The organism is Pseudomonas sp. NPDC090208 (assembly GCF_044746785.1).
Taxonomy (GTDB): domain Bacteria; phylum Pseudomonadota; class Gammaproteobacteria; order Pseudomonadales; family Pseudomonadaceae; genus Aquipseudomonas.
Window position 1 is genome coordinate 132,612 of the sequence record NZ_JBIVCU010000009.1, and the last position, 11,696, is coordinate 144,307.

General features: G+C 63.8%; 11 protein-coding genes. 5 read left to right on the top strand and 6 right to left on the bottom strand.

The genetic code is table 11. From position 1 onward, the window contains the following. Positions 1-67: 67 nt before the first annotated feature. Entirely contained in the window at positions 68-856 is a 789-nt protein-coding gene (locus ACIPL0_RS16475; RefSeq protein ID WP_400597607.1) for a DUF2076 domain-containing protein, read from the bottom strand. 213 nt (positions 857-1,069) lie between these two features. Here ACIPL0_RS16475 and ACIPL0_RS16480 point away from each other — a divergent pair, with 213 nt between their 5' ends. Together ACIPL0_RS16480 and ACIPL0_RS16485 are read left to right on the top strand one after the other, a co-directional pair. Further along, positions 1,070-1,735 carry a YciC family protein gene (locus ACIPL0_RS16480; RefSeq protein WP_400597605.1) on the top strand — a complete coding sequence of 222 codons (666 nt, stop codon included), beginning with the start codon at positions 1,070-1,072 and terminating at the stop codon, positions 1,733-1,735. A 20-nt stretch (positions 1,736-1,755) separates the two neighbouring features. Continuing rightward, positions 1,756-2,847 carry an endonuclease/exonuclease/phosphatase family protein gene (locus ACIPL0_RS16485; protein ID WP_400597603.1) on the top strand — a complete coding sequence of 364 codons (1,092 nt, stop codon included), beginning with the start codon at positions 1,756-1,758 and terminating at the stop codon, positions 2,845-2,847. A gap of 13 nt (positions 2,848-2,860) precedes the next feature. Here ACIPL0_RS16485 and ACIPL0_RS16490 read toward each other — a convergent pair whose 3' ends face one another. The 4 genes from ACIPL0_RS16490 to ACIPL0_RS16505 form a co-directional block, all read right to left on the bottom strand. Continuing rightward, positions 2,861-3,637 (bottom strand): alpha/beta fold hydrolase, encoded by a 777-nt coding sequence (locus ACIPL0_RS16490; RefSeq protein ID WP_400597601.1) that lies wholly within the window; start codon positions 3,635-3,637, stop codon positions 2,861-2,863. A gap of 24 nt (positions 3,638-3,661) precedes the next feature. Next, positions 3,662-4,732, bottom strand: a complete 1,071-nt coding sequence (locus tag ACIPL0_RS16495) for an alpha/beta fold hydrolase (protein WP_400597600.1) — start codon at positions 4,730-4,732, stop codon at positions 3,662-3,664. A 62-nt stretch (positions 4,733-4,794) separates the two neighbouring features. Beyond that, positions 4,795-6,159: an epoxide hydrolase family protein gene (locus tag ACIPL0_RS16500; RefSeq protein WP_400597599.1), complete on the bottom strand. Its 1,365-nt coding sequence runs from the start codon at positions 6,157-6,159 to the stop codon at positions 4,795-4,797. A gap of 393 nt (positions 6,160-6,552) precedes the next feature. Continuing rightward, positions 6,553-7,623 carry a thioredoxin family protein gene (locus ACIPL0_RS16505; protein WP_400597598.1) on the bottom strand — a complete coding sequence of 357 codons (1,071 nt, stop codon included), beginning with the start codon at positions 7,621-7,623 and terminating at the stop codon, positions 6,553-6,555. Positions 7,624-7,816: 193 nt separating this feature from the next. On the opposite strand from ACIPL0_RS16505, the gene ACIPL0_RS16510 reads away from it, so the two are divergent. The 3 genes from ACIPL0_RS16510 to ACIPL0_RS16520 all read left to right on the top strand — a co-directional run bounded on the left by ACIPL0_RS16510 (position 7,817) and on the right by ACIPL0_RS16520 (position 10,937). Beyond that, positions 7,817-9,871 carry a PAS domain-containing protein gene (locus ACIPL0_RS16510; RefSeq protein WP_400597595.1) on the top strand — a complete coding sequence of 685 codons (2,055 nt, stop codon included), beginning with the start codon at positions 7,817-7,819 and terminating at the stop codon, positions 9,869-9,871. After that, positions 9,868-10,239: a response regulator gene (locus tag ACIPL0_RS16515; protein ID WP_400597593.1), complete on the top strand. Its 372-nt coding sequence runs from the start codon at positions 9,868-9,870 to the stop codon at positions 10,237-10,239. The genes ACIPL0_RS16510 and ACIPL0_RS16515 overlap by 4 nt, the downstream gene beginning before the upstream one ends. A 77-nt stretch (positions 10,240-10,316) precedes the next feature. Then, on the top strand, positions 10,317-10,937 hold the full coding sequence (locus ACIPL0_RS16520; RefSeq protein WP_400597756.1) for a response regulator transcription factor: 621 nt from the start codon (positions 10,317-10,319) through the stop codon (positions 10,935-10,937). Between the two features lie 135 nt (positions 10,938-11,072). On the opposite strand, the gene ACIPL0_RS16525 is transcribed toward ACIPL0_RS16520, so the two are convergent. Beyond that, positions 11,073-11,546, bottom strand: coding sequence for an REP-associated tyrosine transposase (locus tag ACIPL0_RS16525; RefSeq protein ID WP_400597592.1), 474 nt, complete (start codon positions 11,544-11,546; stop codon positions 11,073-11,075). Positions 11,547-11,696 lie beyond the last annotated feature (150 nt).

Below are 11,696 nucleotides of genomic sequence, written 5' to 3' on the forward strand. Positions count from 1 at the left end.
GCCGGTCGCGGGACAAGCCACGCTCCTACAACGGTCGCAAGTCAGCGCCTACAACGGTTTTTGATGATCAGACGTAGGAGTCATCATCGTCGAACAAGCCGCCATCGTCGTTACTGTAATCGGTATCGGCGAAGCCACCGTTGTCCTGGCCCCAGCCGTCGTTGCTGGTCACGCGTTGCTGGTCTTCACCCCAGCCACCGTTGCCGAAGTCATTCTGGCTGGCCGGTTGTGCCGGTTGCTCCTCGATGATTTCGACGATTTCCTGCGGCTGGCTGTTGTGGTGGAAGAGGCTGCTGATGCCTTCTGCCAGCATCACGCCACCCGCCACGCCAGCGGCGGTCTTCAGCGCGCCACCGAGGAAACCGCTGCCGAACGGCGCGGCCGGCGCCTGCTGTTGAGGCGGTGGCGGCGCAGCGTAGTTGCCTTGCGGGGCGTTGTACGACGGTGGCGGGGTCGCCGGACCGTCACGCCAGCCGCCACCATTGGAAGGCGGTGGGCTGGACGGACGTGAGAAGGACGACGCTGGCTGCTGCGGCTGCGAGTCACGGGAACCGCCGCCGAAGATGCTCGACAGGAAGCCGCCGCTCTGGGCTGGCGCCTGGGCCTTGGCCCGCTGCAGCTCGGCCTGCAATTGTTGAATCTGCTCATCGCGCTGGCGGCTCTGGGCCTCCAGCTGCTTGATCGCGACTTCCTGAACCAGAATTGCCTGCGCCATGTAGTAAGGCGCGGCGGGCTGGCGGCTCAGGTGCTCCTTGATCAGCGCCTCGGCCTGGGCGTCTCGGGGGGCCGAATCGGTCTCTGCCTGTTTCAGTTTGCCAAACAGACCGTCGATCAGGGTTTGCTCTTCGCTATTCATGGCGACCTCGTTAGATTGCCGTAGGAGTTCAGTGAGTGACCTTTTGAAACATATCGGTCAGACACAACAGAAGTGGGGCTGTTCAAGGGCGTTTCAATAGGATGTAAAAAAAGTTAAGGAGGCGCAGCACCGCCTATCCGATTGCCCCCGCGATTGGCCCGTCCGGCGCTCTACGTTAAAGTGGCCGCCTGCTTTTTTGCCTGTGATCCGTCCATGAATCCGCTCACCGTTCTGCAAGACTCGCTGTACTTTTTCCGGCGCAATTTCGCCAGCATCCTCGCGCTGTGCCTGCCGCTGGTGATCCTGGAGGCGCTGACCAAACAATGGCTGGCCAGCGCCGGGGCGGTGGCCGACGGTTCGGCGAGCTGGCAATTGCTGACCGGCCTGCTGTTCTACCCGCTGTATACCGGCGCGCTGATCCTGTTCCTGGACGCCAAGACCCGTGGCGAGCAGCCGGCCAAGCGTGATCTGCTGGCGGCGACCCTGCGCCTGTGGCCGACCTTCGCCGTGCTGACGGCCCTGAGCACGCTGCTGATCATGGCCGGCCTGTCGCTGTTCATCGTTCCCGGCGTGTGGGTGATGATCAAACTGGTGTTCGCCGAGTACTTGCTGGTGCTGCGCGGCATGGGCCCGCTGGAAGCCATGCGCGAAAGCTTCAAGATTACCCGCGGCCACATCGTGCGCATCCTGGCCTGCGTGCTGTGCGTCTATATTCCCCTGTCGGTACTGGAAGGCCTGAGCTTCTACGTGCTGCCCGACCAACAGAGCCCGCTGCTGTCGCTGATGGTCGACAGCGTGTCGAGCTTTCTGCAACTGTTCATCAGTGTGGTGATGTACCGCCTGTTCATGCTGATCGACGAGCCCGCGCAAGCGGCCTGACCACCGGCCCAGGAGCACCGATGCCCCGTCCGCTGCGTTACGTTCTGTATCTGGTGCTGCTGGCCGTGTTTCTCGGCGGGCTGATCTACAACGTGACCTGGCATCCGTCCCGCCACGAACACCTGCCGGTCAGCTGCAACGCCAAGGACGCTGCGCCGCCGACGCTGGTGCCCGGTCAGGCGCTCAAGGTCATGACCTGGAACATCCAGTACCTGGCCGGCAAGCGCTACGTGTTCTGGTACGACATGGCCGACGGCAGCGGCCCGGACGAAAAGCCGACCACCGAAGACATTGCCTACAACCTCGATGAAGTGGTGCGGGTGATCCGCGATGAACAGCCGGACATCGTGCTGTTGCAGGAAGTCAGCGACGGCGCCAAGAACACCGGTTACAGCAACCAGCTGGCCCTGTTGCTGGAGCGGGTCACCGACCTTTACCCGTGCAGCAGCGAGGCATTCGACTGGAAAGCCGACTTCGTGCCGGACCGGCACATTTTCGGCAGCGTCGGCATGAAGCTGGCGACCCTCAGCCGCTATCGCATGGACAAGGCCGAGCGCCTGCAACTGCCCGCCCCGGCCGATAATCTGATCGCCCGCCAGTTCGCACCGAAGCCGGCACTGCTGGTGAGCTACCTGCCGCTGCCGGAAGGCGGCCAACTGGCCGTGGTCAACACCCGGCTCAGCGGCTTCCAGCCCGGCGATGACAGCCAAGCGCAGCAAGTCGAGGCCGTCGCCCGGCTGCTGGAATCCCTCGACCAGCGAGGCATTCCGTGGATCGCCGGCGGCGATTTCAACCTGCTGCCCGAAGGCCAGTATCAGCGCCTGCCGGTCGAGCAACGCAGCCAGTACCCAGCCGACAGCCCGTTGCAGAGCCTGTGGCACAAATACCCGATGATCCCCGCCAACGCCGAAGCCAATGGCGAAGACCGCCGCCAGTGGTACACACGCTTCCCCAACGACCCACGGGTCAGCGGCCCGGACCGGACCGTGGACTACCTGTTCCACAGCCCGATCCTGCAACGGGTCGATGCACAGGTCCGTCAGGACGACACCCTGCTGATTTCCGACCATTTGCCGCTGATTGCCCGCTTCCTGCTGCCGGCCGGGGAGTGACCGGCAGCGCGGATCACTGCGCCGTTGCGGCTTTTTCGATCAGATGCGCCACAGCGTCAGGATGCGACACCATCACCACATGGGAGCCGCCCTTGACCACTTCCACCGCCTTCGCGTCCGCCCGCTTGGCCATGAACGCCATGGCCTGGGGCGGAATGTTCTTGTCCTTGTCGCCGTAGATGTACCAGGACGGCAGGTGCTTCCAGGCTGGCGCTTCAGCCTGTTCGTTGAGCGCTGCTTCGGTGACCGGACGCTGGGTCGCGGCCATCAGCGCCGCCTGTGCAGCGGGCACGTCGGCGGCGAACTGGTCGTGGAACTTGTCTTGCTGGATGTACAGGTCCTTGCCGCCGTCCGCCAACGGCACCGGTGCGGCCAGGGTCGGGCCGAGGGTGCTGCCGGGGAACTTGCCGGCCAGACCGGCGACCGTTTCTCCCGCCTCCGGGGCAAAGGCCGCCACATAGACCAGCGCCTTCACATTGGGCTGATCGTTGGCCGCCGCGCTGATGACGTTGCCGCCGTAGGAGTGACCGACCAGCACCACCGGTGACTTGATGCTGCCCAACAGGTTGGCGATGGCCGCGCCATCACTTTTGACGCCGCGCAGCGGGTTGGCTGCCGCCACGACCGGGTAGCCATCCTTCTCCAGCACTTTCACCACGCCATTCCAGCTCGACGCATCGGCGAACGCGCCATGCACCAGCACGATGGTCGGTTTTTGCGCTTGGGCGAAGGCCGAAGCGGCGGCCAGCACACTGACCGCAGCGGTCAGCACCACACACATTTTTTTCATGGGCAAGTTCTTCTCTGTCAGAAATTACAGGTGATCGGCGTCGATGACGGCCTGGGCGAAGGCTTGTGGCGCTTCCTGCGGCAGGTTGTGACCGATGCCGCCGTTGATCAGGCGGTATTCGTATTTGCCGGTGTAACGCTTGGCGTAAGCCTCGGCCGGTGGGTGCGGTGCGCCGTTGGCGTCGCCTTCCATGGTGATGGTCGGTACGCCGATGGACGGGAACGCTGCGAGGCGTTTTTCCAGCCCGTCATAACGGCTTTCGCCCTTGATCAGCCCCAGCCGCCAGCGGTAGTTGTAGATCGACACGGCAACGTGATCCGGGTTTTGTAGCGATGCAGCGCTGCGGTCATAAGTAGCGTCATCGAAATCCCACTTCGGCGAGGCCAGCTTCCAGATCAGCTTGGCGAAATCGTGGGTGTTCTTCTCGTAACCCAGGCGGCCGCGCTCGGTGGCGAAGTAGAACTGATACCACCATTGCAGCTCGGCGGCCGGTGGCAGCGGCGTCTTGCCAGCTTCCTGACTGCCGATCAGATAACCGCTGACCGCCACCAGCGCCTTGACCCGCTCCGGCCACAGCGCCGCGACGATGTTGGCGGTACGTGCGCCCCAGTCGTAGCCGCCGAGTACCGCCTGCTTGATCTTCAGCGCGTCCATGAAATCGATCAGGTCGGTGGCCAGTGCCGCCGGCTGACCGTTGCGCACGGTTTTTGCGGAGAGAAAATGGGTGTCGCCATAGCCGCGCGCCGACGGAATCAGCACGCGATAGCCCTTCTCGGCCAAGGCCGGGGCGACGTCCAGATAGCTGTGAATATCGTAAGGCCAGCCATGCAGCAGGATGACCACCGGGCCGTCGGCCGGGCCGAGTTCGGCATAGGACACATCCAACAGGCCGGCCTTGACGTGTTTGAGCGTGCCGAACGAGGTGTGGCTGCCAGCGGTGATCGGCGCGATCGTGCCAGCGGCCACTTCGGCGGCGCTGGCCTGGGAGTAACCGACGCCCAGCGCTCCCAGCTGCATCAGCGCCGCCGCCAGAATCGACGGGGCCAGCAGGCGACGACGGAATGAGGACTTCTTGTTCAACAGGGTCATCTTCATGGTGATTTCTCCGGGTGCAGCCGCGGGTCTGCGGCTGCGGGTCTGAAAAGCGCAGATGAGAGTCACTGGCCGGTCTTGCCAGCGGTGGACGTTGCAGCCGTGCGCAGTGGCCGGAAGGCGCTGCGCAGTTCTTCACTGAACAGTTGCGGCTGTTCCCAGGCAGCGAAGTGGCCGCCCTTGTTCACTTCGCTGTAGTAAGCCAGCGAAGGATAGGCACGCTGCGCCCAGGTTTTCGGCGCGCGGTAGATTTCGTGCGGGAACACCGTGATCGCCACCGGCACCTTGATCTCGGTGGTCTTCTGCGCCGTCGCGCTGAAGTTATTGTTGTTGTTTTCCCAATAGAACCGCGACGACGACGCGCCGCTGTTGGTCAGCCAGTACAGGCTGATGTCGTCGAGCATTTCATCGCGGCTGATCACCCGCTCCGGCTTGCCGTCGCTGTCGCTCCAGGCGGCAAATTTCTCGTACATCCAGGCGGCGGTGCCGGCCGGCGAATCGGCCAGCAGATAACCGATGGTCTGCGGGCGGGTCACCATCATCGCGCCGTAGGCGGCGTTGCGACCGAAGAAGGTGCTCAGCGCATTAAAGGCGTCACGCTCCGGATCGGTCAGCCCGGCCGGTGCCGGATCGCCGCCGAAGATCGGTTTGACCAGTTCCGGCGGCACGGTGGCCGGCATGTTCAGGTGAATGCCCAGCAAGCCCGGCGGCGCCAGTCGGCCAAGGGCGTCGGAAATCACCGAGCCATGATCGCCGCCCTGAGATACGTAGTGGCTGTAGCCGAGGCGCTTCATCAGCACATCCCAGGCCTTGGCCACGCGATCCGGGCCCCAGCCCAGTTCGGTCGGCTTGCCGGAGAAGCCATGGCCGGGGATCGACGGGATCACCACATCGAAGGCGTCTTCGGCGCGGCCACCGTATTTTGTCGGGTCGGTCAGCGGGCCGATGGTCTTGAGGAATTCGAACTGCGAGCCGGGCCAGCCATGGGTCAAGATCAGCGGCATGGCGTTCGGATGCGGCGAGCGCACATGGATGAACTGGATGTCGACGCCGTCGATGGTGGTGATGAATTCCGGCAGCGCGTTGAGTTTTGCCTCTGCCTTGCGCCAGTCGTAGCCCTTGCCCCAGTACTGCACCAGCGCCTGAACCTGGGCCAGCTGCACGCCCTGAGAGGTGTCGTTGACGGTTTCCTTGTCTGGCCAGCGGGTGGCGGCGATGCGCTTGCGCAGGTCGGTCAGTTGCGCTTCGGCAACGTGGATGCGGTACGGGCGAATCGCCTCGGACGCGCTTGCGCCCGAGCCGGCGCTGGTGGCCGCCACGGCCTGCGGCACTTCGATGGGGCCGGCCAGCAGAAGCAAGCCAATGGCGCCGGCCAGCGCAGACCGCACCAGCAGGCGGGGTCGGGAGGAAACGGGCGAAGCTGCAAGCATGATCAATCTCCTTTTGGTAACAGGCCGGCCTGAACGGCGACCATCGTCGGATGCCAGCGCCGATGACATCACCCCTCCCGAGTCCGGACGATTGCACCAAGGTGTCGATGCATACCTATGTATGAGTGGAGGAAATGGCCTGTGGATATCTTTCGGATGTCACCTCTCCCAGCCCGGACCGGGGAAACCCTGTGGGAGCGAATTCATTCGCGATGCTCTGTTCCAGCCGACAGATTCATGTCGACCGTAGCGCCCTCTCGCGAATGAATTCGCTCCCACAAGGGATATGCGCCGGCTGACACAACGCATTCGCGAGCAGGGCTCCCTCCCACGGGGCTCGGGGTGTTTCTGAATCCCGGCACAACAACACAACCTAGCCGGGGAGCAGCCCCCTCATCCAAAGGTAAACGCAAAAATCTCCACCGCCGGGTCGAGGAACTCGATCTCGAACTGCCGATCCCCTACCGCCCCGGCCTGACGAATCAACTGGTACATGCGCGGTTCGTTGACCACGCCGTTCCCCTGCCCGTCGACATCGACGCCGTGCCCCTCACCCGGCGGCTGGCCGTCGAGCGTCACGCGAAAGCGCACGGGTTTGCCTGCCGTCGCCGGCCCCATCACCAGATGCACGTCGCGGGCATGGAAGCGATAGACGACACGACCGCCCGCCTTGTGCAGCACCGTGGCCTGGGTGCCCATGGCCCAGTCGCCGGCCAATGCCCAGTGGTTGAGCGCCAGTTGCGACGGCGCTGCATAGGTCTGGGTGCGATCCGGCTTCACATCCCCCGGAGAAGAAAAACGCTCGGTGCGCTCGTAGCCGACATAGGTTTCCGGCGAGCGCAGGTTGTCCCAGTCGGCATCGGCCTCTGGCCCCCGGGCATCGACGCTGGCCAGGTCATGGCTGACATTTTTCGCGCCCGCTTCGGTGAGCAGTTGCTGAATGACCCGCTCGGACTCGGCGTAGTCGCCTTCACCGAACTTGTCGTGTCGAATGCGCCCCTCGGCGTCGATGAAATACAGCGCCGGCCAGTAACGATTGTCGAAGGCCTGCCACACCGCATGCTCGTTATCGATGGCCACCGGGTAATCGACGCCCAGCGGGCCGATGGCGCGACGGACGTTATCGACGTTCTGCTCGAAGCCGAACTCCGGCGCATGCACGCCGATCACCACTAGCCCCTGATCCTTGTACTTCTGCGCCCAGGCGCGGACGTAGGGAATCTGCCGGATCGAGTTGATGCACGAGTACGTCCAGAAATTCACCAGCACCACCTTGCCGCGCAGGTCGGCGCTGCTGAGCGGCGTGCCATTGAGCCAGTCGGTGGCGCCGTCCAGGCTGGGTAAATGGCCCTGAATCGGCAGGGTCAGCGCTGGCGTTACAGGCTGATCGGCGGCCAACAGCGGCTGCGCCGTGCTCAGCGCAGCCAGCAGGGTCAGCGGCAGCAGAAGGGAAGAACGGTTCATGACGGAGGGCTCCTCGGACCGGCAACGGATCACAGCAGAATGGCCGCCGATGCGCGATAACACCAAGGTATCGCCCGCCGCTCGCGGATCCGCGACGCCACGGTTTCCGCGGCGTGCGACACCTAAGTATGATGGGCGCGCGCCCGCTCCAGGCGCATCCTTCTTGAACGGCGACCGCAGATACAGGACCGCAATGGACAATCAACTCGACCGCGTCGTCGACGCGTTGCCGGGTGTGGCATGGACCGCATCGGCCGACGGCAGCGTCGATTACGTCAACCAGGGCTGGTGCACCTACACCGGCTGCACCCGCGAGGCCGCATTGCGGGCGGGCTGGCAGACGGTCGTCCACCCCGAAGACCGGCGCAGCGTCGGCGACAGCTGGCAGCATTCAGTGCGCACCGGCGAGCCCTTTCGCAAGGAACAACGCATCCGTCGCGCCGACGGCGTCTATCGCTGGTTCGTCGCCGATGGCCTGCCGATGCGCGACGAACAGGGACGCATCACCCGCTGGTGGGTGATTCATGTCGATATCGACGAACAAAAGCGCGACAAGGCCCTGATCGCCCAAGCGCTGGCCGAGGTCAGCGCCTCGGAAGACCGCCTGCGCGACATCATCGACGCGGTGCCCGGTTTCGTCTGGAGCGCCGCGCCCGACGGCGACGTCTACTTCATCAACCGGCGCTGGTGCGACTACACCGGCATGACGCTGGAGCAGGCCACCGGCATTGGCTGGACCGCCTCCATCCATCCCGACGACACCGCCGCCCTCGGCGCCTACTGGTACGGCCTGTTGCAGTCCGGCGAAGCGGGCGAGTACGAAGCGCGACTGCGGCGCTACGACGGTGTGTATCGCTGGTTCATGATCCGCGCCGTGCCCCAGCGCGACGAGTCCGGCCAGTTGGTGCGCTGGTACGGCGAGAACACCGACATCGAAGACCGCAAGCGCGCGGAAATGCTGCTCTCCGGAGAAAAACACCTGCTCGGCCTGATGGCCGGCGGCTCGTCGCTGACGGAGATTCTAGAGGCCCTGTGCGAACTGCTCGAAGCCACCTTCGACGGCTGCGTGGGCAGCATTCTGCTGGTGGATCAGCAGCGTCGCTACCCCGAGCCACGTCCCACCCCACGCCTGCTGCCCGGCGCTGCCCCCCATGTGCCGGCGGACCTGATCCCTGATGCCGACGGCCATCCGGTGGACTCGGCGCCCTGCCCGGCCGGCATTGCCGCCACCGACAATCATCAGGTGATCGTCGCTGACCTGAACCTTGAAAACCGCTGGCCGCACTGGTGCGTGATTGCGCTGAGCCATGGCTTCCGGGCCAACTGGTCGGCCCCGGTTCGCTCGGCCAATGGCGAGGTCTGTGGCATTTTGTCGATGCATTACCGCCGGCCAGGGACACCGTCCGCCGCGCAGCAGAACCTGATCGCGCAATTCACCCACCTCGCCAGTATCGCCATCGACCGTGCGAGCAACGAAGCGGCGCTGGGCAAGGTGCGTTCCGAGCTGGCGCATCTGGCCCGGGTCGCCAGCCTGAGCACGCTGACCGCCTCGATTGCCCATGAGGTCAATCAGCCGCTGGCCGGCATCATCACCAACGCCAGCACCTGCCTGCGCATGCTCGGCGCCGATCCGCCGAACGTCAGCGGCGCCCTGGAAACCGCACGCCGCACCATTCGCGACGGCAACCGCGCCTCCGACGTGATCAACCGCCTGCGGGCGCTGTTTTCAAAGAAGAGCATCACCATCGAAAACGTCGACCTCAACGAGGCGGCGCGAGAGGTGATTGCCATGCTGCTGGGCGAGCTGCAGCGCAACGGCGTGTTGCTGCATCCGGACTTTGTCGACGACCTGCCCGCGGTCAAGGGTGATCGCGTGCAACTGCAACAAGTCATCCTCAACCTGATCCTGAATGCCACCGAGGCGATGAATAAAATAACCAGCCGCTCGCGGCACATGCAGGTCATGACCGGGCACGACGCAACGCTCGGCGTCTATCTGGCGGTCAGGGACAACGGCCCCGGTTTCGACACCCAGGACGCCGAGCAGCTGTTCAACGCGTTCTACACCACCAAGAGTTCGGGGATGGGCATCGGCCTCTCCGTCAGTCGCTCGATCATCGAAAACCACGAAGGGCGTCTGTGGGCCAGCCTCAACGACGATGGCCCCGGCGCCACCTTCCGCTTTGCCCTGGCGCCGTTGCCCGATGACTCGTCGGAGCTGACTCAGGCCCTGGAGGATCGGCCATGAACGCTGATTTACTGGTCTGCGTGGTCGACGATGACGAGTCCGTACGCGAGGCGCTGCCGGACCTGATCAAGGAATTCGGCTTTGCCGTGCAGGCGTTCTCCTCGGCCCAGGCGTTTCTGGCTTCCGAGTACCTGGATCAGGCGCGCTGCCTGATTCTCGACGTCGCCATGCCCGGCATGTCCGGGCCGGATCTGCTCAAGGAACTGATCCGGCGCGACTACCGGATTCCGGTGATCTTCATCACCGCCCACGGCGACGCTGCCGAACGGCCGCGCCTGATCGCCCAAGGCGCGGTGGAATGCCTGTTCAAGCCGTTCAGCGAGGCCGCCCTGCTCAAGGCCCTGAGCGCAGCGCTGCCGGTCAATTGAATGTATTCGCGAATTCGCAAGGAGGTGGCATGTTGAGTCATGTCCCACGCTTGGCCCTCAACCCCAGAGTCGCCGAAATGATTGAAACCCCGCCCATCGTGTTCGTGGTCGACGACGACATCTCCGTGCGCGAGTCGCTGGAGCTGCTGATCCGCTTTTCCGGCTGGGAGCCGCAGTTACTCGATTCCGCCCAGGCCTTTCTCGATCAGCCAAGGCCGCGGGTGCCCAGTTGTCTGGTGCTCGACATCAACCTGCCGGACCTCAACGGCCTGGACTTGCAGAGCGCGATTGCCAACGAACGCCCGGACATGCCGATCATTTTCATCACCGGCTACGGCGATATCCCACGTACCGTGCGGGCGATGAAAGCGGGCGCCGTGGAGTTCCTGACCAAACCGTTCGACGACGAAGTGCTGCTGCGCGCCATCAGCGAGGCCCTGGACAGCAGCCGCGCCGCGCTGGAACGCGAAGGCGACCTGCGCGCCCTGCGCGACGCCTACGCCACCCTCACCCCGCGCGAACAGGAAGTACTGTCCATGGTCGTCGCTGGCCGCCTGAACAAAGTCATTGCCTCGGACATGGGCATCAGCGAAATCACCGTCAAAGCCCACCGCGGCAAAGTCATGCGCAAAATGAAAGCCCGCTCCGTGGCGGATCTGGTGAAGATGGCGGCTTTGTTGGAGTTGTCGGTCAGGTGATGTTCTGGTGGCAGGAGGGACGCCATCGCGAGCAGAGCTCCCTCCCACGGTCGATGTCTGGCACAAGATTTCCGGGCACCTCAAACCCTGTGGGAGGGAGCCCTGCTCGCGAAGACGTCAGCTAGCGCGCTGCTGTCATCCGGCCTGATCGCCCAACCAGACGGCATCCCACAATGGATAATCCCCTAGCCGACTGACTAACCCCGCCCTGAGAGGGTTCGCGACGATATAACGGGCAAACTTAACCAAATCGTCCTCTTCCCGCACGGCAATGTCATGAAAACCATCCTGCCAAAGGCTGCCTCTAGAGCCTGTCGCTCTGTTGACGGCCTTACAGGTTCTGGACTTGACCTGCTGAAGCAAAGTGCTCAAATCAGCCTGCTGCAGTTCGAGTAGCCAATGAAAATGATCGGGCATGATGACCCAGGCAAGGGATCTGGCCAGATTGCGCTCTTGCGCATCCTTCAACTCTGCGACCAGCAAACGTCCAATTCGCCAATCTGAAAACACCGGCCGCCTATCCACAACCGTAGAAGTGACCATGTAAATTTGCCCGGTTTCAGAAAATCGGCCATCGCGCAGACTTTGGGAATGAGAGAGATCAGACAATGTGGCAGGCCTTGTGTGAATAGTTGAAATTCCAAACTAGTTCACGGCGGGAGCAGCCTGTTTTTGGTGGTGTGACGGGATGTGTGGATCAGGTGCGGGTTTTGCGGTGCCTGTCAGTCAGTCTTCGCGAGCAGGGCTCCCTCCCACGGT